19 protein-coding genes are annotated in these 20,716 nt (G+C 67.6%); 9 read left to right on the top strand and 10 right to left on the bottom strand.

The features are described 5' to 3' along the window. Positions 1 to 22: 22 nt before the first annotated feature. Together IFT54_RS13240 and IFT54_RS13235 are read left to right on the top strand one after the other, a co-directional pair. The gene (locus tag IFT54_RS13240) at positions 23 to 835 is read left to right on the top strand and encodes an IclR family transcriptional regulator (protein WP_192070989.1); all 813 of its coding nucleotides are present in this window, start codon (positions 23 to 25) and stop codon (positions 833 to 835) included. A gap of 35 nt (positions 836 to 870) precedes the next feature. After that, the gene (locus IFT54_RS13235) at positions 871 to 1,224 is read left to right on the top strand and encodes an L-rhamnose mutarotase (protein WP_446740674.1); all 354 of its coding nucleotides are present in this window, start codon (positions 871 to 873) and stop codon (positions 1,222 to 1,224) included. Positions 1,225 to 1,228: 4 nt separating this feature from the next. On the opposite strand, the gene IFT54_RS13230 is transcribed toward IFT54_RS13235, so the two are convergent. Next, on the bottom strand, positions 1,229 to 2,005 hold the full coding sequence (locus IFT54_RS13230) for an SDR family oxidoreductase (RefSeq protein WP_056676926.1): 777 nt from the start codon (positions 2,003 to 2,005) through the stop codon (positions 1,229 to 1,231). After that, positions 2,002 to 2,856, bottom strand: coding sequence for an amidohydrolase family protein (locus IFT54_RS13225; RefSeq protein ID WP_192070988.1), 855 nt, complete (start codon positions 2,854 to 2,856; stop codon positions 2,002 to 2,004). Before IFT54_RS13225 ends, IFT54_RS13230 begins: the two co-directional genes overlap by 4 nt. Before the next feature lie 148 nt (positions 2,857 to 3,004). Here IFT54_RS13225 and fucP point away from each other — a divergent pair, with 148 nt between their 5' ends. From fucP to lldD, 5 genes are read left to right on the top strand one after another with little or no spacing between them, the layout of a single operon-like run. Then, on the top strand, positions 3,005 to 4,309 hold the full coding sequence (gene fucP / locus IFT54_RS13220; protein WP_107933870.1) for an L-fucose:H+ symporter permease: 1,305 nt from the start codon (positions 3,005 to 3,007) through the stop codon (positions 4,307 to 4,309). After that, the gene (locus tag IFT54_RS13215; protein WP_107933872.1) at positions 4,306 to 5,046 is read left to right on the top strand and encodes an SDR family oxidoreductase; all 741 of its coding nucleotides are present in this window, start codon (positions 4,306 to 4,308) and stop codon (positions 5,044 to 5,046) included. Before fucP ends, IFT54_RS13215 begins: the two co-directional genes overlap by 4 nt. 43 nt (positions 5,047 to 5,089) lie before the next feature. Continuing rightward, positions 5,090 to 5,938, top strand: a complete 849-nt coding sequence (locus IFT54_RS13210) for a fumarylacetoacetate hydrolase family protein (RefSeq protein WP_192070987.1) — start codon at positions 5,090 to 5,092, stop codon at positions 5,936 to 5,938. Then, the gene (locus IFT54_RS13205; protein WP_192070986.1) at positions 5,935 to 7,224 is read left to right on the top strand and encodes an L-fuconate dehydratase; all 1,290 of its coding nucleotides are present in this window, start codon (positions 5,935 to 5,937) and stop codon (positions 7,222 to 7,224) included. Before IFT54_RS13210 ends, IFT54_RS13205 begins: the two co-directional genes overlap by 4 nt. A gap of 7 nt (positions 7,225 to 7,231) precedes the next feature. Then, positions 7,232 to 8,365, top strand: a complete 1,134-nt coding sequence (gene lldD / locus IFT54_RS13200) for an FMN-dependent L-lactate dehydrogenase LldD (RefSeq protein WP_192070985.1) — start codon at positions 7,232 to 7,234, stop codon at positions 8,363 to 8,365. 33 nt (positions 8,366 to 8,398) lie between these two features. On the opposite strand, the gene IFT54_RS13195 is transcribed toward lldD, so the two are convergent. Together IFT54_RS13195 and IFT54_RS13190 are read right to left on the bottom strand one after the other, a co-directional pair. Continuing rightward, entirely contained in the window at positions 8,399 to 9,034 is a 636-nt protein-coding gene (locus IFT54_RS13195) for a 2-dehydro-3-deoxy-6-phosphogalactonate aldolase (protein ID WP_192070984.1), read from the bottom strand. Further along, positions 9,031 to 9,930 carry a 2-dehydro-3-deoxygalactonokinase gene (locus tag IFT54_RS13190; protein ID WP_192070983.1) on the bottom strand — a complete coding sequence of 300 codons (900 nt, stop codon included), beginning with the start codon at positions 9,928 to 9,930 and terminating at the stop codon, positions 9,031 to 9,033. Before IFT54_RS13190 ends, IFT54_RS13195 begins: the two co-directional genes overlap by 4 nt. A gap of 258 nt (positions 9,931 to 10,188) precedes the next feature. On the opposite strand from IFT54_RS13190, the gene IFT54_RS13185 reads away from it, so the two are divergent. Further along, the gene (locus IFT54_RS13185; protein WP_192070982.1) at positions 10,189 to 11,340 is read left to right on the top strand and encodes a cellulase family glycosylhydrolase; all 1,152 of its coding nucleotides are present in this window, start codon (positions 10,189 to 10,191) and stop codon (positions 11,338 to 11,340) included. A gap of 13 nt (positions 11,341 to 11,353) precedes the next feature. Here the strand turns inward: IFT54_RS13185 and IFT54_RS13180 are convergent, their stop codons facing one another. The 6 genes from IFT54_RS13180 to IFT54_RS13155 are packed head-to-tail and all read right to left on the bottom strand — an operon-like array spanning position 11,354 to position 19,605. Then, on the bottom strand, positions 11,354 to 13,591 hold the full coding sequence (locus tag IFT54_RS13180) for a GH92 family glycosyl hydrolase (protein ID WP_192070981.1): 2,238 nt from the start codon (positions 13,589 to 13,591) through the stop codon (positions 11,354 to 11,356). Next, a complete protein-coding gene (locus IFT54_RS13175) occupies positions 13,588 to 14,745 on the bottom strand; it encodes a Gfo/Idh/MocA family protein (protein WP_192070980.1) in 1,158 nt (385 codons plus the stop codon). The genes IFT54_RS13180 and IFT54_RS13175 overlap by 4 nt, the downstream gene beginning before the upstream one ends. A 14-nt stretch (positions 14,746 to 14,759) precedes the next feature. Further along, a complete protein-coding gene (locus IFT54_RS13170) occupies positions 14,760 to 16,031 on the bottom strand; it encodes a Gfo/Idh/MocA family protein (RefSeq protein WP_192070979.1) in 1,272 nt (423 codons plus the stop codon). Continuing rightward, a complete protein-coding gene (locus IFT54_RS13165) occupies positions 16,028 to 16,882 on the bottom strand; it encodes an FAD:protein FMN transferase (protein WP_342354831.1) in 855 nt (284 codons plus the stop codon). Before IFT54_RS13165 ends, IFT54_RS13170 begins: the two co-directional genes overlap by 4 nt. Position 16,883: 1 nt before the next feature. Then, positions 16,884 to 18,194, bottom strand: a complete 1,311-nt coding sequence (locus IFT54_RS13160) for a Gfo/Idh/MocA family protein (RefSeq protein WP_192070977.1) — start codon at positions 18,192 to 18,194, stop codon at positions 16,884 to 16,886. A gap of 13 nt (positions 18,195 to 18,207) precedes the next feature. Further along, positions 18,208 to 19,605 (bottom strand): 3-keto-disaccharide hydrolase, encoded by a 1,398-nt coding sequence (locus IFT54_RS13155; protein ID WP_192070976.1) that lies wholly within the window; start codon positions 19,603 to 19,605, stop codon positions 18,208 to 18,210. Between the two features lie 276 nt (positions 19,606 to 19,881). On the opposite strand from IFT54_RS13155, the gene IFT54_RS13150 reads away from it, so the two are divergent. Continuing rightward, a complete protein-coding gene (locus tag IFT54_RS13150) occupies positions 19,882 to 20,628 on the top strand; it encodes a FadR/GntR family transcriptional regulator (RefSeq protein WP_192070975.1) in 747 nt (248 codons plus the stop codon). Positions 20,629 to 20,716 lie beyond the last annotated feature (88 nt).

Genomic DNA, 20,716 nt, shown 5'->3' with positions numbered 1-20,716 from the left:
CCAAAAGCGTACCGGGGGAGCCATGACGACGAAATCGCGCTATCAGGCGCCCGCGCTCAAAAAGGGGCTCGAGATCCTCGAGCTGCTGGCCGCCGCCACCGCGCCCCTCAACATGTCGGATATCTCGACCGCGCTCGGCCGGTCGGTCAGCGAGATCTTCCGCATGCTGCAGGTGCTCGAGGAACACCGCTATATCGCGCGGGGCGATGACGGCTATCGGCTGACCAACCGGCTGTTCGCGCTCGGCATGAGCCAGCCACCGGTCCGCAACCTCGTCGGGATCGCGCTCCCGGTGATGAGCGAGGTCGCGCGGCGGACCGGGCAAAGCTGTCACATGGCGGTGGCGTCGGGTGCCGAGATGGTCGTGATCGTCGGCGTCGAGGCCCCTAGCCTGTCGGGCTTTGCCATCCGCGTGGGCTATCGCCGACCACTGCATCGCTCGGCGTCGGGACGGGTCCTGCTGGCGTTCCAGTCGGCGGACGTGCGCCAGGCCATGCTCGACGACGTGCGTCTGGCCGGTGCGGATTTCGACACGGCCGCGCTGGCGGCGGAGCTGGACGCGATCGCAGCGAAGGGTCTGCACACCACCCCAAGTCCGGTCCTGAATGCGATCACCGACATGTCGGTGCCGATTCTGGTGATGGGGTCCGCGCGGGCAGCGTTGACCGTGCCGTTCGTCGATGGCCCGGGCGCACGCGTGACGCTGGACGCATCGCAGGCGGTGCTGCGCCACGCCGCCGCGACGATCGCCGAGCAACTGTCCCCCGAAGTCCGCGACGGGCTGTATCAGCGGGTCGTCGACCACGGCGCACCCGACGCGGGATCCGACGGCTGACCGCTGAAAACGTGTCGCCTACTCCCCTCCTCACGATGGAACACGATATCATGTGGCATTGCCTTCTGCTCGACCTTCACGACGATGCCGCGCTGATCGCGGCGTATCGCGAGCGCCACCGCGCGGTGCCTCCTGCCGTGCTGGCCTCGATCCGAGCGGCGGGAATCGAGGCGATGGACATCTATCAGCGCGATGACCGGCTGGTGATGATGATGCGGACCGGTCCCGGCTTCGACCCCGAGGCTAAGGCCGCGGCGGACGCGTCCGATCCCGCCGTGGTCGCGTGGGAAGCCGCGATGTCGCGCCTCCAGCGTCCGTTGCCGAGCGCGCAGCCGGGCGAGAAATGGCTGCCCGCCGAACGGATCTTCGCGCTCGACGAGCAGGGCTGACCGGTCAGGTCAGCGTGCGGTCGAGATGCGTGTAGCCGCCATCGGGGATGATCCACTGCCCGGTCGTGTGCGACGACCGCGCCGACAGCAGGAACACCACGGTATCGGCGATCTCTCGATCGGTCGTCAGCCGGCGCCCGAGCGGGATGTTGCCCGCGATCTCGTCGAGCTTGGCCTGCGGATCGTCGAACGTGTCGATCCACGCGCGGTAGAGCGGAGTCATCACCTCGGCAGGGAGCACCGCGTTGACGCGGACGCCGTCGCCGACCAGCGCCGCCGCCCATTCGCGCGTCAGGCCGAGCTGCGCGGCCTTGGCGGCGACATAGCCGCTGGTCTGACCCTGCCCGGTCAGCGCGGTCTTCGACGAGATGTTGACGATCGCGCCGCGGCTGGCCTTCAGGTGCGGCAGGCAATGATGCGCCATGCCGTAATAATGGCCGACATTGGCGACCAGCGAGGCGAGGAAGGCCGCTGTTCCCGCTTCCAGCCCGATCCCGTCATTGGCGCCCGCATTGTTGACCAGGCCATGGATGCCGTGCCCCGCCGCGACGATCTGCGCGACTGCCGCGGCGCAGGCGACATCGTCGGTCATCTCGGTACGGATGAACATCGTCGCGGGTTGAAGCGCACGGATATTCGCCTCGAACGCAGGGTCGAGCGCGCTGCGCCCGAGGATCGCGGGGATCGCGCCCTCCTCCGCGAGCAGCGTCGAGATCGCGCCGCCGATCCCCGCGCCACCGCCGGTGACGATCACCAGTTTACCGTCGAGTCCCAGCTTCATGATAGTCCATCCTCGATAGTAGATAAGCGGTAGACGCGCGCCGCCGTGCCGCCAAAGATCGCATCGCGATGCCCCGGGCACGCGCGCGCGACGAAGGTTTCGATCAGGTCGACCACCGCCGCATGCTCGGCGGCAAGCAGGCACACCGGCCAGTCGGATCCGAAAATCAGCCGGTCCGGTCCGAAGCAGGCGAGCAGATGATCGAGATACCGCGCGATGTCGGTCGGCGACCAGATGGCGTGATCGGCCTCGGTCACCAGCCCCGACAGCTTGCAGGTGACGCCTGGAAAGGCGGCGATGGCTGCGATCGTCCGGGCCCATGCGCCCCATTCGCCACCCGCGATGTCGGGCTTGCCGCCATGATCGAGCACCAGCGCCCCCGGCCCGGTCGCTGCAAGCAGGTCGGGAACACAGCCCAGTTGTGCCGGCCCGCGGACCAGTATGTCATAGGCGAGACCGCGCCCCAGGATCGTCCGCACGCCGCGCAGGACATCCTTGCGCAGCAGATAGCGCGGATCGGGTTCGTCCTGCGCGATGTGCCGTATGCCCACAAGCGACCGCGATGCGTGACGGTCGAGCCGGGCTGCGACGTCGGGCGCGGTCAGGTCGACCCAGCCGACGACGCCCATGATCCAGGGCGTCTCGTCCGCGAGCGCGAGCAGCCAGTCGGTCTCCGCCGCGCTATTGCAGGCCTGCACCGCGATGCAGCCGTCGAACGCGGCGGCCTCCAGTGCGGGCCGGACGTCGACCGGGAGCCGGTCGCGCGCGAGCGCGCCGCCGGGCTGGATCCAGCCATACTCCGCCGTGCGATAGCGCCAGAAATGCTGGTGCGCATCGATCCTCATCACCATCGGGCTTTTGCATCCCTTCGCTTGTTGCTCACCTGTGACATGATTTTTTATATATGCAAACCTCTCTCAAGGCCTATGATGGCGGCAATCGCACCAGAGGCGACGAAGAGAGGATGTCATGGCACACGCTGCGAAGGGCTCGAGCCACATGGCCGACATAGCTGACACCGCGACGAGCACCGGGCGTTTCATCCGGCCGGGATTTCGGACGGGCTTCATCCTTGTCACCAGCCTGTTCTTCCTTTGGGCGCTTGCCAACAACTTCAACGACATCCTGATTCGCCAGTTCCAGAAGGCGCTCGACCTCAATCGCGCGCAGGCCGGCCTGATCCAGTTCGTCTTCTATGTCGGCTATTTCGTGATGGCGCTGCCTGCAGGTCTGGTCATGCGCCGCTTCGGGTATCGCGCAGGCATATTGACCGGGCTGGCGCTCTACGCGATCGGCGCGCTGCTGTTCTGGCCCGCCGCAGAAGTCCGCGAATATGCGGCCTTTCTCGGCGCGCTGTTCGTACTGGCGTCGGGTGCTGCCTTCCTCGAAACCGCCGCCAACCCCTATATCGTCGCGTTCGGCGACCCGGCGCGCGCCTCGCAGCGGTTGAACCTCGCCCAGGCGTTCAACGGCTTCGGCGCGGTGCTTGCGCCGACGATCGGCGGTCTGTTCATCTTCTCAGGCGTCGAGCATGACGCGGCGACGCTGACGACCATGCCGCAGGCGCAGCTGGTTGCCTATCGCGTCGCCGAGGCGCGCATGGTGCAGGTGCCGTATCTGCTGCTGGCGATCATCGTTGTGCTGGTCGGCGTCGCCATCGCACTGGTCCGCCTTCCCGCGCTCGACACCAAGACCGACGACAGCGCGCATGACGGGCTGTTTACGGTCCTGCGCGCGCCGGGGCTGTGGCGCGCGGTGGTCGCACAGTTCTTCTATGTCGGCGCACAGGTCGGCATCTGGAGCTTCTTCGTTGATTTCGTGAAGGACAGCCTGCCCGCCACGCCCGAGCGGTCGGCCGCCTATCTCCTGTCGCTCAGCCTCGTGCTGTTCATGGCGGGGCGGTTCATCGGCGCCGCGCTGATGCACAGGCTGCCGGCGACCCGGTTGCTGTTCGCGTGCGCGGTCGCCAACATCGCGCTCTGCGCGGTGGCGATGCTGTCGGGCGGCTGGATCGCGGTCGGTGCGCTAGGCCTGACCAGCTTCTTCATGTCGATCATGTTCCCGACGATCTTCGCGCTCGGCGTCCGCGATCTCGGGCCGCGCGCGACGATCGGCTCCTCGCTGATCATCATGGCGATCATCGGTGGTGCGCTCGTGCCGCCGGTGATGGGCCTGATCGCGGGCGCAGCGGGTGGCCTGCACGTCGCGATGGCATTGCCGCTGATCTGTTTCGCGGTCGTCGCACTGTTCGCGCGCGGCGCGACCGACGCCCCCCTTTCCCCTATCATGAGGACGATCCATTGAGACTGAACGGTAAACGCGCGCTGGTGACCGCTGCAGCACAGGGCATCGGCCGATCGATCGCGGAGGCGTTCGTCGCACAGGGTGCGACGGTCTACGCCGCCGACGTGAACGGCGAGCTGCTCGCGACGGTCCCGGGCGTCACGCCCATCATGCTCGACGTCACCGATGCCGCCGCGGTCGCGGCGCTGCCGGCGCAGATCGGCGACATCGACATCCTCGTCAACGGCGCAGGCTATGTCCATGCGGGCGATATCCTGGCCTGCGACGAGGACGCCTTCGCCTTTTCGATGACCTTGAACGTCACGTCGATGTACCGGCTGTGCCGCACCTTCCTGCCGGGCATGCTCGCACAGGGCAGCGGATCGATCGTCAATCTCGCCTCGATCGCATCGAGCGTGAAGGGCATTCCCAATCGCTTCGCCTATGGCACGACCAAGGCCGCGGTGATCGGCCTGACCAAGGCGATCGCGGCGGATTATGTCCTGCGCGGCGTCCGCTGCAACGCGATCTGCCCGGGCACGATCGACTCCCCGTCGCTGCGCCAGCGCGTCGCCGAGCAGGCGAGCGCGGCCGGCATTCCGCTCGAGGAGGCGACCGCCGCCTTCGTCGCGCGCCAGCCCGTCGGCCGCCTTGGCCGCCCCGAGGAGATCGCAGCCCTCGCGCTGTACCTTGCGTCCGACGAGAGTGCATTCACCACCGGCACGACCCATGTCATCGACGGCGGCTGGGTCAACTAACCACCCCCTTCCCCACGACCTAGAACCAGAGGACGTTCGCTCCATGAAACTGTTACGCTACGGCCCGATCGGCCATGAAAAGCCCGGCATGCTCGGTGCCGATGGTGCGATCCGCGATCTGTCGGGGGTCGTGGGCGACATTGCCGGCGACACGCTGACGCCCGAGGGGATCGCGACGCTGGCCGCGATTGACCCGGCGACGCTGCCACTCGTCGACGGCACGCCGCGCTACGGCGCCTGCGTCGGCGCGGTCGGCAAGTTCATCTGCATCGGCCTCAATTACAGCGATCACGCCGCCGAAAGCGGGATGGACGTGCCCAAGGAGCCGGTCGTCTTCAACAAATGGACCAGCGCGATCTGCGGCCCCGACGACGCGGTCGAAATGCCCCGCGGCTCGACCAAGCTGGACTGGGAAGTCGAACTCGGCGTCGTGATCGGCAAGCCAGGGCGCTATATCGACGAAGCCGATGCGATGGCGCATGTCGCGGGCTATTGCGTCATCAACGACGTCAGCGAGCGCGAATACCAGCTCGAGCGCGGCGGCACCTGGGACAAGGGCAAGGGCTGCGACACGTTCGGCCCGATCGGCCCGTGGCTTGTCACGGCCGACGAGGTGCCCGATCCGCAGGCGCTGCGTCTGTGGCTCGAGGTCGATGGTCACAAGTATCAGGACGGCACGACCGCGACGATGGTGTTCGGGGTTGCCGAGATCGTGTCCTATCTCAGCCGCTTCATGAGCCTCCAGTCGGGCGACGTGATCTCGACCGGCACGCCCCCCGGCGTCGGCCTTGGCCAGAAGCCGCCCAAATATCTGGCGGTGGGCAACGTCATGCGGCTCGGCATCGATGGCCTTGGCGAGCAGACCCAGCGCGTCGTGGAATCGCGCGCATGACGACGATCACCGGGCTGCGCATTCGCGACGTCCGCTTCCCGACCAGCCTTTCGCTCGACGGCTCGGACGCGATGAATCCCGACCCCGATTACTCGGCCGCCTATGTCGTGCTGGAGACGGACACGGCCGGGCTCGAAGGACACGGCCTCACCTTCACGATCGGGCGCGGCAACGAGATCTGCGTCGCCGCGATCGGCGCGCTGCGCGAGCGGGTGATCGGGCTCGACCTCGACTGGATCGCGGCGGATGCCGGGCGGTTCTGGCGCCACGTGACCAATGACAGCCAGTTGCGCTGGATCGGCCCCGACAAGGGCGCGATCCACCTGGCGACCGGCGCCGTCGTCAACGCGGTGTGGGATCTGTGGGCGAAAAGCGTCGGCAAGCCGGTCTGGCAGCTGGTCGCGGACATGACGCCCGAGGAACTCGTCCGGACGATCGACTTCCGCTACATCACCGACTGCATCACGCCCGACGAGGCGCTCGCGCTGCTGACCAATCGCGCCGAGGGCAAGGCGGAGCGCGTCGCGACGCTCAAGGCCGAGGGCTTTCCCTGCTACACGACGTCGGCGGGCTGGCTCGGCTATTCGGACGAGAAGCTCTACCGGCTGGCGCGCGAGGCGGTCGATGCCGGGTTCGATCATATCAAGCTGAAGGTCGGGCGCGATCTCGACGACGATATCCGCCGGCTGCGGATCGCGCGCGAGGCGATCGGTCCCGATGCCAAGCTGATGATCGACGCCAACCAGATCTGGGAGGTCGACCAAGCGATCGAATGGGTCAACGCGCTCGCCTTCGCGAACCCGTGGTTCATCGAGGAGCCGACCAGCCCCGACGACGTGCTGGGCCATGCCAAGATCCGCCGCGGGATCGGATCGGTCAAGGTCGCGACCGGTGAGATGTGCCAGAACCGCATCCTGTTCAAACAGTTCATGGACGCGGGCGCGATCGACGTCGTGCAGATCGACGCGTGCCGTCTCGGCGGCGTCAACGAAGTGCTCACGGTCCTGCTGATGGCGGCGAAGCACGACCTGCCGGTCTGTCCGCATGCCGGTGGCGTGGGGCTGTGCGAATATGTCCAGCACCTGTCGATGATCGACTATCTGTGCTTTTCGGGCACGCGCGAGGGTCGCGTGATCGAATATGTCGATCATCTGCACGAGCATTTCGTCGATCCCTGCGTCATCCGCGATGCCGCCTATATGCCGCCGACGCGGCCGGGCTATTCGATCGAGATGAAGCCCGAGTCGCTCGAACGTTATGCTGTGTCGGCGGAAGTGCGATACTGATCGCGTCATGATCATCGCCTCGACGCATGACTTCCGCGAAGCCGCCCGACGGCGGCTGCCGCGCTTCCTGTTCGATTATGCGGATGGCGGCGCCTATGCGGAGCAGACGCTTCGCCGCAATGTCGACGACCTCGCCGACATTGCGCTGCGCCAGCGCGTGCTGCGCGATGTCGCCGACATCGATCTGACGACGTCGCTGTTCGGGCGGACGATGGCGCTGCCCGTCGCGCTGGGTCCTGTCGGGATCAGTGGCATGTATCATCGGCGCGGTGAAACCCAGGCCGCCCGCGCGGCGACCACCGCGGGCGTGCCCTTCTGCCTGTCGACGGTTTCGATCTGCCCCTTGTCGGAGGTAAAGCAGGCGAGCGGCACGGGCGCGTTGTGGTTCCAGCTCTACGTCATCCGCGACCGGGCGTTCATGCGCGACCTGATCGCCACGGCGAAACAGATCGGCGCGGAAGCGCTTGTCTTCACCGTCGACATGCCGGTCCCGGGCGCGCGGTACCGCGACGCGCATTCCGGCATGTCGGGCGCGGGCGCACCCCTGAAGCGCGTTCTGCAGGCGATGGGCCGGCCCGGCTGGGCGTGGGACGTCGGTCTGCGCGGACGGCCGCACAAGCTCGGCAATCTCGAACCCGTGCTCGGCAGCAACAGCGGGCTCAACGACTATATGGGCTGGCTCGGTGCGAACTTCGATCCGTCGATCGGCTGGGCCGATCTCGAATGGATCCGCTCGGCCTGGGATGGGCCGCTGATCATCAAGGGGATCCTCGACGTCGAGGATGCGCGCGAGGCGGTGAAGATCGGCGCGGACGGCATTATCGTCTCGAACCATGGCGGCCGGCAGCTCGACGGCGTGCTGTCGACTGCACGCGCACTTCCGGCAATCGCGGACGCGGTCCGCGGCCAGGTCACGGTGCTGGCGGACTCCGGCGTGAGGTCAGGCCTCGACGTGGTGCGGATGCTAGCACTGGGCGCGGAGGGCGTGCTGCTCGGCCGCGCCTGGGTCTATGCGCTCGCCGCGGGGGGCGAGGCCGGGGTCAACCTGCTCTTGACGCTGATCGAACGCGAGATGCGCGTCGCAATGGCACTGACCGGCGTCCGCCGGATCGCCGATATCGATCGGACCATCCTGGCCTAGGGTCGTGGACGACAGCGCCCGCCAGGCCGCGCGTTACACGGACCGCGCCGCCTGCCACACCGCGACGAGCGAACGCGCGCGGGTGCCGACGACAGCGGCGGTGTCGCCCGGCTTGTAGAGCGCGCCACCGACGCCGATCCCCTCGGCACCCGCCGCCAGCCAATCGGCGAGATTGTCCGCCCCCGTGCCGCCGACTGCCCAGACACGGACGGTCTTCGGCAGGATCTCGCGCACCGCCTTCAGATAAGCGGGTCCGAACGCGACCGCGGGAAACAGCTTCAGGCGTCGTGCACCCGCGGCGATCGCCTGGAACGCCTCGCTCGGCGTGACGAACCCGGGCATGGGCTCGAGCCCGAGTTCAACGCCGCGGGCGATGACGGCGGGGTTGGTGTTTGGGGTCACCATGATCGTGCCGCCGGTCGCGGCCAGCGCCTCGACCGCGGCGATGTCGAGCACCGTCCCCCCGCCGATCGCGGCCCGATCGCCGAACGCCTGCTGCAGCAGGCGAATGCTCGTCGCCGGGTCTGGCGAGTTGAACGGCACCTCGATCAGGCGGATGCCGGCCTCGACCAGAGCCTCGCCGATCGCCAGCACCTCGTCGGGTGCCACACCGCGCAGGATGGCGACGATGGGCGCAGTGCCCGATGCGAGCAGATCATCGACGGTCATGGTGTCTCCAGCAAGGCAAGGCCGGCAAGCGCACAGGCTTCGCCGGTATGAACGGTAGCGCCAAAGCCGCGTGCCGCGAGCGCGCGGCCATAGCGGTCGGCGAGCGCCGGATCACCGATCAGCGTGATGGTGCCGGTGGCCGCGGGCAGGATCTCGGCGATCTCGGCGCCGATGACCAGCCCGGACAGGAACCCCAGCGCCCAGCGGCCGCTGGCGCCCGTACGCAGTTGCGCCGCCCGCGTCTCGAACAGCGCGCCGAGCAGATGCCCGCCCTCCAAGATGCGGTCGAGGCCCGCGTCGAAACCGACGGCGTCATCCTCGGGCGCGCCATCATCCGCCGCCGCACGCGTCAACGTCGAATGCCGCCGCAGCAGCGCGAACAGCTCGCCCGTCACGAAGGTCTGGAACCCCGTCACCCGGCCGTCCTCGACATTTGCCCATTTGCTGTGCGTACCGGGCAGCGCGATCAGATGACGTCCGGATGCAAGCTCGGGCATAATCGCCATCGCACCGAAGATCTGCGTCTCCTCGCCACGCATGACATCGGGTGCGCCCGACCCGCGCGTGCAGGCAAGCCCCGCGCCGATCGTGACGGGGATCCGGTCGACCATCGCGCGCGCCGATCCTGCCGCCCAGATTGCCGGATCGGCAGGACAGTCGACATAGGGAATCTCGACCCAGCCGTTGCGCGATCCGACCATGCCGCAGAGATGGATCGCGCGCGGCTCCGATATCGCGCGCCAGCGTGCGAGCGCGCCGCGCAGCACCTGTTCGGGTGTCTGGTCGCCAAGGTCCCCGATACCGGGCCCCGCGGCGCGATCGACAACCGCACCGTCCTCGATCCGGTAGAGCCGCAGGTTGCTCGTGCCCCAGTCGCCAGCGACGGTATAGCTCATCGGCCGCGCCTGAGGTGGCTGAGGGCGAATGGCGAACCCGTTGCGATCACCCGATCGGGCGAAATCAAACGCTTTTCCAGAACCGGGCTCCCGTTCGCAGCCGACGCTGATCCGCGCGACGCCTATTACTAATCCTATAATTATGTGCGACGAAGAAGCAATTGCCTCGCTGTTCTCGCAATGGACCGGCCTGGCCCACGTTCAATTCGGCCTGACGTACCTGATCTGCAACGAGAATGACCGACAGGGGAGGAAGACATGGGCAAGCTATTGCTGGCCGCGCTCGCGGCGACGACTATGCTGAGCGTCGGCACCGCCGATGCCCGCCCGCGCTGGACCGAGGCGCAGGCCAAGGCCTGGTACGCGAGGCAGCCCTGGCTGGTGGGCGCGAACTACACCCCCGCCTCCGCGATCAACCAGCTCGAAATGTGGCAGGCGGCGACTTGGGATCCCAACCGGATCGATCACGAACTCGGCCTCGCCCAAGGGATCGGGATGAACACGATGCGCGTGTTCCTTCACGACCAGCTCTGGGTTCAAGATCCCGAAGGCTTCAAGCGCCGCATCGACGCGTTCCTGACGATCGCACACGCGCACGGCATCCGCCCGCTGTTCGTGCTGTTCGACAGCTGCTGGGATCCCGATCCGAAGCTCGGGCGACAGCATCCGCCGATTCCCGGCGTCCACAATTCGGGCTGGGTGCAGGGTCCGGGCCTGCCGGGATTGCGCGACTGGAGCCGCTACCCCGCGTACAAGGCCTATGTGCAGGGGATCGTCGGGGCGTTCGCGAAAGACGACCGCATCCTTGGCTGGGACGTCTGGAACGAACCCGACAATGGCGCCGACCAGTATAAGGGCCAGGAGGGCAAGGAACCGCTCGTCCGCGCGCTTCTGGCGCAGGCGTTCGACTGGGCACGTGACACCGACCCGTCACAGCCGCTGACGTCGGGCGTGTGGCAGCATGACGACTGGACCCCGACCGGTGGCAAGCTGTCGCCGATGGAGACGCTCCAGCTCGGCCAGTCCGACGTCATCAGCTTCCACGATTACAGCTGGCCCGAGACGTTCGAGGCGCGCGTGCGTCAGTTGCTGCCGTATGACCGGCCGATCCTGTGCACCGAATATATGGCGCGCGGCAATGGATCGACGTTCGACGGCTCGCTGCCGATCGCCAAGCGCTACAATGTCGCGATGATGAACTGGGGGTTCGTCGACGGCAAGACGCAGACGCGGCTGCCTTGGGACAGCTGGAAGAAGCCCTATGTGATGGAGGAGCCGACGATCTGGTTCCACGAGGTCTTCCGCGCCGACGGCACGCCGTATCGCAAGGCGGAGACCGACCTGATCCGCCGGCTGAGCGCGGCACCAAAGACCGTGGTTCCCGGCGGACCCAGCGCACATTGGCGCTGACGCCGATCGGGTCTCAGGGCAGCGACGACGCCGCGCGACCCCAGTCGTTCGGCGTACGACCCAGATCGAGCTCGAGCGTCCCGCCCTGCAGGATCGCGGCCTGCGACACGAACGGCGTGTCGAGCGGTCGCCCGTTGAGCCGCGCCGCGCGGATGTAGCGCGTCCCCGCCCCCTGCCCGCGCGCGACGATCGAGAAGGTCCGCCCGCTCTCGAGCATGATCCGGCTCCGCGGCTGGTGCGGCGCGTGGAGGTAATAGAGGTCGCTGCCGAGTTTCGGGAACAGCCCGAGGCGGTTGAACACGTAATGCGAACTCATCGCGCCGCTGTCCTCGTCGCCGGGATAGGCGTCCGCGGTAAACCGCCGGAAGACGATATCGGCATATTTGCTCGTCAAATCGGGGCGCCCGACCTCGCTGAACAGCCAGGGCGTCGAGAAGGACGGCTCGTTGGTGAAGTCAATCAGCCCCGCATCGAACGCATGCCGCAACCGCCGCGTGAACGCCGCGCGCCCACCCATGATCGCGACCATGCCCGGAACGTCGTGGACCGCGGCATAGGAGTAGATCCAGCCCGTCCCCTCGTAGAAGCCGAAATTGTCGTGCGTCTTGCCGTCCCAGCCGCGCTTGGGGTCGTTCGGCTGGAACCGCCCGTCGGCAAAGCGTGGCCCCACGAACCCGGTATAGCCGTCGCTCGCCGCGCGCGGATCCCAGACGTTGCGCCAGTTCCCCGCGCGCGTCTCGAGCACCGCGGCCTCCGCGGCGTGCCCCGTGCCTGCCGCGACCTTCGCCGCGTAATAGTCGTTGAGCGCAATGCCCATCGTCGCCGACCCCGAGCGTGACCGCTGCGGCGTCCCCTCGGGGCTGCGATCGTCGACCGCGAAATAGCCGTCGACCAGATAGCGCGGCCGGCGCCGCTCGAACGCGTTGAACAGGACGACGTTCGCCGCCTTCTGCCAGTCGACACCGGGGACGCCGCGCAGGAATCCCTCGCCGATCACATTGTCGACCTCGTCGCCCGCCTGCCCGACATGGAAATTGCGCCCGGCAATGAACGCGGTATCCGCCGCGCCATAGCGTTCCCACGTCCGCACGAACGATCCGATCACCCCGGCATAGGCGCTGGGCCGGATCAGCGACATCAGCGGATAGACCGTGTGGTACGTGTCCCACAGCGTATAGTGATCGTCGTAGAGCGGCGACGCGCGCTCGGTGTCCGCCTGGTCCTGCGTGCGGTCGCGCGGCTGGATGACGCTGTGGTACATCGCGGTGTAGAAGCGCCGCCGGTCCGCCGCGCCGACCCCGTCGATCGTGATCCGCCCGAGCGCGTCGTTCCACGCCTTGCCCGCCGCGCTGCGGACCGCGGCCATGTCCCAGCCGGGCAGGTCCTGCGCGAGCAACTCTTCGGCGCGCGCCGCGCTGGCGAACGAGACCGAGATCTTCATCGTGACGGGCCCACGACCCGCGCTGCCGAACGTCCACCAAGCGCGCAGCGGCTGGTCCGCGGGCGCGCTCGCGCGCGTCGCGCCGGGGGTGCGGACATTGGCGCGTTCGACTCCCCAGGCGGTCGGCTTCGCGTCGACCTTGGCGACGAACCAGATATCGACCTCCGCGGGCGACCAGTAATGCCGCGTGCGGACGCGCCCGACGATCTTGCCCTGCTCGGGAAACAGCGTCACCTCGGATCCCGCGGTGCCGAGCTCGCCCATGATCTTGCGCGTCACGTCGAACAGCAGATGCGCGTCGCCGCTGTTCGGAAAGGTGAAGCGGTACAGCGCGGCATGATGCGCGGGCGCGATCTCGACGTCGGTGTGATAGCGCGCGAGCGTCACGTGGTAGCCGTCCGCCCGCGCGCGTTCGTCGCGCTTGGGCGAGAGATGCTCCGCCTCGGTCGTCGCGAGCGGCCCCGTCTGCGGCGAGACGAGGAACGTGCCATAGCTCGGCACCCCGCCCGACCCCTGCGTATGCAGTTGCGCAAACCCGCTCAGCGGTGCGGCGCGGTCATAGCCTGCATTGCTGGTCGCCGCGGTGATCGTGTTCGGGCTGGGGTGGATCGACCCCGCAGGTAGCGTCGGCCCCGGGATCGTGTCGCCCTCGTCGTCGTCCCCAGTACCGATCAGGGGATCGACATAGTCGCTGAGCGGTAGCGGATCGCGACCCGGCCCCGGTGCGGCCGGTGCGGCCGCCGCAAGCGCCACGCCGATTCCGATCGCGCGCAGCACTGTGCAGGCCGCCGCGCCGCGCCGCGCCGTCATCGCTTCGCCGGAGTCGCACGCGCCTCCGCGGTCAGGACGAGCTCGGCCGCGAGCAGCGCGCCCTCCTGATCCTGCGCCACCGACGTGCGTTCGACCAGGTCGGTCACGAACTGCGGCCCGAACGGCAGCGGCACCTTCGAACAATCGAGATAGCGCGTCCCCTTCTTATCCGCGATCAGCAGGTGGTTGCCGCCCGGGCGTCCTGCGATGTCCACGTATTTGCGGAGCTCGATATAGCCCTCGGTGCCGAGGATGAAGAGGCGGCCGTCGCCCCAGGTCGACAGGCCATCGGGCGTGAACCAGTCGACGCGGACATAGCCCGCCCCGCCATCACCGCTCAGCATCATGTCGCCGAAATCCTCGAACTTGGGATGCGCGGGATTGCCGAAATTACCCGTCTGCGACGCGAGCACCTGCGCGCGCTTGGTGCCCGTCAGATAGACGAACTGGTCCGCCTGGTGGCTGCCGACATCGGTCAGGATGCCGCCGTTGCGCGCCGGATCCCAGAACCAGTCGGGGCGGCTCGACGCGGACAGGCGGTGCGGCGCGAGGTTGATCGTCTGGATCACACGCCCGATCGCGCCGTCATGGACGAGCTGCCCCGCCATCACCGCAGCGGGCACCTCGAGCCGTTCGGAATACATGATCGCGAACTTGCGCCCCGTCTCGCGGATCGCGCGGCGGACGTCGGCGAGCTGCTTCAGCGTCACGACCGCGGCCTTGTCGCTCAGATAATCCTTGCCCGCGCGCATCACGCGGATGCCCAGCGGCGCGCGCAGCACGGGGATCGCCGCGCTGCACACCAGCTTGATCGCGCGGTCGTCGAGGATCTCCTGCTCGGACCGCGCCAGCTTGATGTCGCCATAGCGCTTGCGGAACATCGCGATCTGCTTGGGATCGGTCGCGTAGAAGGCGGTCAGGACGCCGCCGCCGCGGATCACCGCGTCGGTGATGCCATAGATATGGTTGTGGTCCATCCCGATCACCGCGAACGGCACGCGGTATTTGGCTTCGGGCGCGGGCTTGGCCATCGCCCCTTCGGTCGGCGCGTCGCCGCGCGTAGCGGATTGCGCGAACGCGTCGGCGGCGAAGCCCGCGGCCAGTCCGGCGGTCAGTCCGAGCCCGAGAAGTCCCCGGCGGTTGGTGTCGCTCACAGCTCTATCCCCTTTCAGATCGCGACCAGGTTCGTCGGCCAGGTCATTGCTTGATTTTGGTCCATCGCCTGCTCGCCGAGCAGCGACGCGACGCTCGCCTGATAGGCCTGGCGCAACAGGCCGGGCAGCGGCTTGCCCGCGCGCACCGCCTCGCCAAAGCCCTCGAACTGCAGCATCGTCTCATCATATTCGCCCCAGCCGAGCGACTCGCCGGGCGTTGTCACGGGCAGCTCGGGGAACCAGGTCGCGCCGCCGATCGGCACGGTGCGCTTGTGCCCGCGCGCGACGTCCTTGTGCATCCGCTGCAACGCCAGCACCTTGGCGGGCACCTCCTGATAGATGCGTCCCAGCTCGGGCTCGATCGTCCCCTTGCTGCCCTGGATCTGCTCCTCGCAGCCATAGCGCGCATTGTTGAGCAGCGAGGTGTAGATCAGCTTCCGCCCGCCGCTATATTCGTAGATCAGCGCGACATGGTCATAGACCTCGCGGCCATCCTTCCAGAAACAGATGCTGCCCGACCCGATCACCCGCGTCGGTACCGCATCGAGGAACCAGTTGCCGACCTGAAGCTGATGCGTCGCCAGCTCGGTCATCAGCCCTGCCGACCGGTCGCGGTACAGCCGCCAGTTGATCTGCCGGTCGTTCGCATCGGCAGGCACCGCGCGGCGCCAAGCATTGTTGCGGTGCCAGCTCGCGCGGATCTGCGTCAGCGTGCCGATCTCACCCGCGCGCGCGCGTTTCAGTGCGTTGAGGTAGGTCGGGTGGAACATCCGCTGATGCCCGATCTGCAGGATCTTGCCCGCCGCCTTGGCGTGCGTGATCATCGCGCCGCAATCGGCGATCGTCCGCGCCATCGCCTTTTCGCACCAGACATGCAGCCCGGCGTCGAACGCGTCGAAGCAGAGCTTCGCATGCGTATCGAGCGGCGTGGCGATGACCACCGCGTCGATCCCGCGCGCATCGAGCATCTCGCGGTGATCGGCAAAGCGCCGCGCGGTCGGCGCCCATTGCTGCGCCTTCACGAGGTTCGGCGCATAGCTGTCGCAGATCGCGACGACCGTGCAGTTACGCGACTTGGCGATGTTCTGAATCAGCGCGCGGCCGCGGTCACCCGTGCCGATCACGCCAAGCCGCACCGGGTTCGACTTGACCGGCTCGGCACCCGCCGCCGCGGAGGCCGCGGACACCGCCCAGGGTGCGGCGGTCGCCATCCCCGCGCCCGCCGTCGCCGTCAGCACGCGATCGATGAACGATCGTCGTGAAAGGTCGAAGTCCTTGTCGGTCATGCCGCTTGCATCCTTGCTGTGTCGTCGGTCCGCGCCGCGGCCTTGGAAAGATCGTACAGGAACCGCCGCGCCGGCGCCGCGTCGAGCAGGCGTCGCGCGCGCGGCGTATCGGCGACGAGGAGTGCGGTGCTCATCGCTTCCGCTATGCCGCCGCTGCGGTCGATCGCCACGGTACAGCGCGCCGCGGTCACGATCCCGCCATCGGTGGGGCGGATCATCGCCGCGCGCTCGGGCGCCTGCGTGCCGGCGCCGACCGTCGTCGAGATCGACAGCGCCTCGTCCACCAGCTCGACCTCGACCAGCACCGCGTCGGTGCACGACGGATCGGGGATCGCGAACGGCCACCCGCCGCCCAGCGGATGCTCCCCGATCACCGCGATCGAGCTTTCACCCGCGGACAGGCACGCGCAGACGACGCCAGCATCGCGCAGCGCGGCGCACGCGCGGTCGAGCGCGAAGCCCTTGCCGAAGCCGCCGAAATCGAGCGCGAGCGGCCGGGTCGCGGCGATCCGCGCGGAGGTGCGGTCGAACACGAGGCCGCCCCAGCCCGCCCCGGCGAACCGCCGATCGGCGGCCGGATCGAACAGGCCTAGGGTCAGCACATGCGCCTCGTCGATCGCGATCAGCGCCTCGGTCAGCACCGGATCGTCGATCGCGACGCCGTGCCCGGCGAGCAGTTCGTCGTTGAGCACGGTCGTCGGCGACGGCCGGTGGATCGTCAGCGCGTCGTCGACGCCCTCGATCGCACGCCGTGCAGCAACCAGCGCATCTTCAGACCCTGAACCGAAGACGTGAAGCTCGATCCGCGTCCCCATCGCGACGAAGCGCTCGACCCGCGCGGCGATACCCACGTCAGGCCCTGACCTCCCAGCCGGGTTCATAGGCGACCGACCACAGCTTCATCGCCTCGGCGCTGCTCGGCTTGCCGGTTGCGGGATCGACGGTCAGCATGCTGTTGGTGCGATAGGCCATGTTGCCGAGGTGGCAGAGCGTCGTGCTGATATGCCCCTCGGTGATCGGCGAGTTGAGCGTGGTGGCCTTGCCGCGGATCACATCGACGAAATTGTTCGCGTGATAGACGTCGAGCACCCCCTCGCCGACCGTGCCGGTCGTCTCCGACGTCGCCTTGGCCATTACCTGCCGGATCGACTTGCCCGCCAGATCATAGAGTTCGAACCCGTTGCGATCGACCACCGCCGACCCCTTGGTGCCGAGCAGCAGCACGCCGCGGCCGCGGCCATAGGTCAGCATCGCGTTGCAGCTCTGCCCGTTCCAGCGGATCACCCGGTCGTTGTCGTAGTTCAGGTCGAGCGACAGCGAGTCGTACATCTCCCAGTCGTCGCCCGCGTGGAAACGCTTGGCCCCCTTCGCCTCGACCTTCGTCGGATAGGTCAGCCCCATCAGCCAGCGCGCGACGTCGAGTTCGTGCATCGCGTTGTTGCACAGCTCGCCCGTCCCATATTGCCAGAACCAGTGCCAGTTATACGGCACCAGGTTCGACCGGTACGCCGCGCGCGGGCGCGGGCCCTGCCACATGTCCCAGTCGAGCGTCGCGGGTGGTGCGACCTGCTGCCCCTTGCCGATCGATCCGCGATTATTGGCGTACCAGGTCTGCGCCTCGTACACGTCGCCCAGCTCGCCCGCCTGAACCAGTGCGAGCAGCTGCCGCGTCTCGGGGCTCGAGCGCTGCTGGTTGCCGACCTGGAGCTGGCGCCCGGTGTTCTTCTGCGCGGCGATCATTGCCTCGCCCTCGGCCGGCGCAATGCCGATCGGCTTCTCGCAATAGACGTGATGGCCCGACTTCATCCCGTCGACCGCCAGCTTGGCGTGCCAGTGATCGGGCGTTGCGACGGTGATGATGTCAATCGCCTTGTTGTCGAGCAGCTTCCGATAATCGCCTTCGGTCCGCGGCGCGGCATGGCCCTTCGCGGCAAAGGCCGCCGCGCGCTTGGCCAGCACCGCCGAGTCGACGTCGCAGAAATGCGTGACCTCGACGTTCGGGACCTTGGTGAACGCGCTCATATGCGCCTGGCCGCGGCTGTTCAGGCCGACGATCGCGACGCTCAGCCGGTCGTTCGCGCCCTTGATCCGTGCATAGCTGCGCGCGGTGATCGCCATGCCCAGCGTCGCGCCCGCGCCCTTTATCATCGTCCGACGGTCCATCGTTTGATCCCCCTTAGAGTGTACGCAGCTTGATCGACCGGAACTCGGCCCGGTCGCCATGATCCTGAAGCAGGATCGGCCCCTGCACGGCGTCGCCGAACCCGGCGATCCCGGCATATTTGCTTTGCGCCACCAGCGCCCGGAACGCCGGCGACCCGCGGTCATATTCGACCATCTTGAAGCCGTTCAGCCAATGCTCGACACGCGCGCCGCGCACCACGATCACCGCCCGGTTCCATTCGCCCGGCGGGTTGATCCGCTTGCCCGGGCTTGCCGAATCCGACAGGTTCCTCGCCGCGATCAGGTCGTAGAGCGAGCCGAGCGTCCGGTTGCCGTCGCGACCCATCTTCGCATCGGGATGCCGCGCATCGTCGAGCAGCTGATATTCCAGCCCCAGCGCGTCGCCCTTGCGCTTCAGCAGGCCGGCATCGACGAAATACTTGATCCCGCTGTTCGCGCCGGGCGCCAGCTTGAAATCGACTGAAAGCTCGAAATCGCGATATTCGCGCGTGGTGACGATGTCGCCGCCGCCGCCGTCCACGCGCAGCACGCCGCCGGCCATCGTCCAGCCCGCCGTCGGAAACGCCGTTCCCTTCGCGCTGCGCCAGCCGGCACCGGTCTTGCCGTCCCACAGCAGTTTCCAGCCTTCGCGCTGCTCTTCCGCGGACAGCTTATTGCTCAGCCAGCCCTGCTGCGGCAGCGCGGTCGCGGGCATCGCGTAGCGCGCCGGCGCATCGGTGATGACGCGGACGTTGCGGAACCGCACCTCGGGGTGCCGCGCGGCGTCCGCATCGGGGATCGCATGGACCTGGAACGCGATGAAGCCGCGCGCATCGACGTCGTCGACTGTATCGGTCGCGGGCACGCCGTTGATCCAGCTGCGCAGTCGCGTGCCGATCGCCTCGACACGGTAGTGGTTCCAGTCGCCCGAGCGGAAGGTCTGCCGCGCGGGCGCGTTGCGGCCGAGCGTGTACAGCCATTGCCGGCGCTGTTCGTCGTACATGCCCGCGCTCCACGCGCGCGCCGATGGATCGATCTCGACCTGATAGCCGTGCACGACGCCGCTGCGATAATCGGGCCGGCTCTGTCCGCGGATCATCATCCCCGAATTGAGCGCAGGGTCGGTCTTCGCATCGAACTCGACGATGAAGTCGCCATACTGGGCCTCGGACACGAGCCAGCTATTGGTCTTGCCGGGCTCGGCGCGCCCGATCAGCTCGCCATTCTCGAACGCATAGGTCGCGTTGCCCCCGGTCGCGCGCCAGCCGGCCAGCCCCGCGCGCGGGGTCACGTCGCGCCACGGTGCTTTTGCCTGATCTGTGGACGATTGAGACGCAGGGGCAGCGTCGACCGACGGCTGCAGCAGCAACGGTGCGGCCGCCAAGGTCAGAATTGCGAGTGCTCGAACCATTCGCCTCCCCTTTTCTCTTTTCTGCGAGCACGGGCTGGGCAGCCCTATCCGGACAGGTCCGGTCGTCTCGCATCGTTTCACCGCCGACATGTCGCTGCCGTACGTCTCTCCAAAACCGACCCTAATTTGTGGTCGGGCCACATGCAAACAGATTGTAAGGCATTTTATCGATATTTCCGCTGGTTCGGGGCTTACCGGACTTGACGATGCCGGTGTCCGCGCGATGTAGGGGACGGCGCCGACGTTCAGGCTGCCGTCTATCGAACGAGGAATGCAATGCAGGACGCTGAAGGCGGCGGTAAACTCTACCGCAAGATCGTGCAGGCGATCATGACGGACATCGCGGACGGCGTGTTTCAGGTCGGCGGTCGCCTGCCCGCCGAACGCGATCTGACGGAGCGGTTTCAGGTCAGCCGCCCGACGATCCGCGAGGCGATGATAGCGCTCGAGATGAAGGGCATGGTCGAGGCCCGCAAGGGATCGGGCGTTTTCGTGCTGGCATCGTCATCGAACGACTCGGAGCAGGAACTCGATATCGGCGCATTCGAGATCACTGAGGCGCGCCGCCTGCTCGAAGGGGAAGTCGCCGCGGTTGCCGCCACCGAGATCACCGAAGAGCAGCTGGTCGAGTTGCGCGGTCTGCTAGCGCAGATGGATCAGGACGACACGATCGCAGCGGAGGACGCGGATCGCCAGTTCCACATCGCGATCGCCGAGGCGACCGGCAATGCGGTGATCATCTCCGCGGTAGCCGACTTCTGGGACATGCGCTTCCGCTCGCCACTCGCGCGCGAGGTACTGGCGAAGGCGGGAAGCCTCGGCACGGAGAACCGCATGGCCGAGCACGGCCGGATCCTGACCGCGCTGGAGGCGCGCTCGCCGGTCGACGCGCGCAACGCGATGCGCGATCACCTTGCGCGTGTGATCGACCACCTGCTCGACGTCACCGAGACCGAAGCGGTCGAACGCGCGCGGGCCGCGACCGTCCAGCGCCGCCGTGCCCTGGCCCGTCGCTCGGTCTGACCCGCCCCAACGTCTAGAGGTGCATGCTGTCAAATCGCAGCTACGGATGCGCCTCAAAATATTGGTCAAACTAATTGTCTGACCAAAT

Origin of the sequence: Sphingomonas sp. CFBP 13714 (genome assembly GCF_014842205.1) — a bacterium.
Classification (GTDB): domain Bacteria; phylum Pseudomonadota; class Alphaproteobacteria; order Sphingomonadales; family Sphingomonadaceae; genus Sphingomonas; species Sphingomonas aerolata.
This window is presented reverse-complemented; position numbering and strand designations above follow the sequence as displayed.

Coding starts and splice junctions, on each gene's coding strand:
- IFT54_RS13210 (WP_192070987.1), top strand. CDS start 5,090: ATGAAACTGTTACGCTACGGCCCGATCGGCCATGAAAAGCCCGGCATG.
- IFT54_RS13235 (WP_446740674.1), top strand. CDS start 871: ATGGAACACGATATCATGTGGCATTGCCTTCTGCTCGACCTTCACGAC.
- IFT54_RS13195 (WP_192070984.1), bottom strand. CDS start 9,034: ATGACCGTCGATGATCTGCTCGCATCGGGCACTGCGCCCATCGTCGCC.
- IFT54_RS13185 (WP_192070982.1), top strand. CDS start 10,189: ATGGGCAAGCTATTGCTGGCCGCGCTCGCGGCGACGACTATGCTGAGC.
- IFT54_RS13240 (WP_192070989.1), top strand. CDS start 23: ATGACGACGAAATCGCGCTATCAGGCGCCCGCGCTCAAAAAGGGGCTC.
- IFT54_RS13225 (WP_192070988.1), bottom strand. CDS start 2,856: ATGGTGATGAGGATCGATGCGCACCAGCATTTCTGGCGCTATCGCACG.
- IFT54_RS13150 (WP_192070975.1), top strand. CDS start 19,882: ATGCAGGACGCTGAAGGCGGCGGTAAACTCTACCGCAAGATCGTGCAG.
- IFT54_RS13180 (WP_192070981.1), bottom strand. CDS start 13,591: ATGACGGCGCGGCGCGGCGCGGCGGCCTGCACAGTGCTGCGCGCGATC.
- fucP (WP_107933870.1), top strand. CDS start 3,005: ATGGCCGACATAGCTGACACCGCGACGAGCACCGGGCGTTTCATCCGG.
- IFT54_RS13155 (WP_192070976.1), bottom strand. CDS start 19,605: ATGGTTCGAGCACTCGCAATTCTGACCTTGGCGGCCGCACCGTTGCTG.
- IFT54_RS13190 (WP_192070983.1), bottom strand. CDS start 9,930: ATGAGCTATACCGTCGCTGGCGACTGGGGCACGAGCAACCTGCGGCTC.
- IFT54_RS13205 (WP_192070986.1), top strand. CDS start 5,935: ATGACGACGATCACCGGGCTGCGCATTCGCGACGTCCGCTTCCCGACC.
- IFT54_RS13170 (WP_192070979.1), bottom strand. CDS start 16,031: ATGACCGACAAGGACTTCGACCTTTCACGACGATCGTTCATCGATCGC.
- IFT54_RS13160 (WP_192070977.1), bottom strand. CDS start 18,194: ATGGACCGTCGGACGATGATAAAGGGCGCGGGCGCGACGCTGGGCATG.
- lldD (WP_192070985.1), top strand. CDS start 7,232: ATGATCATCGCCTCGACGCATGACTTCCGCGAAGCCGCCCGACGGCGG.
- IFT54_RS13230 (WP_056676926.1), bottom strand. CDS start 2,005: ATGAAGCTGGGACTCGACGGTAAACTGGTGATCGTCACCGGCGGTGGC.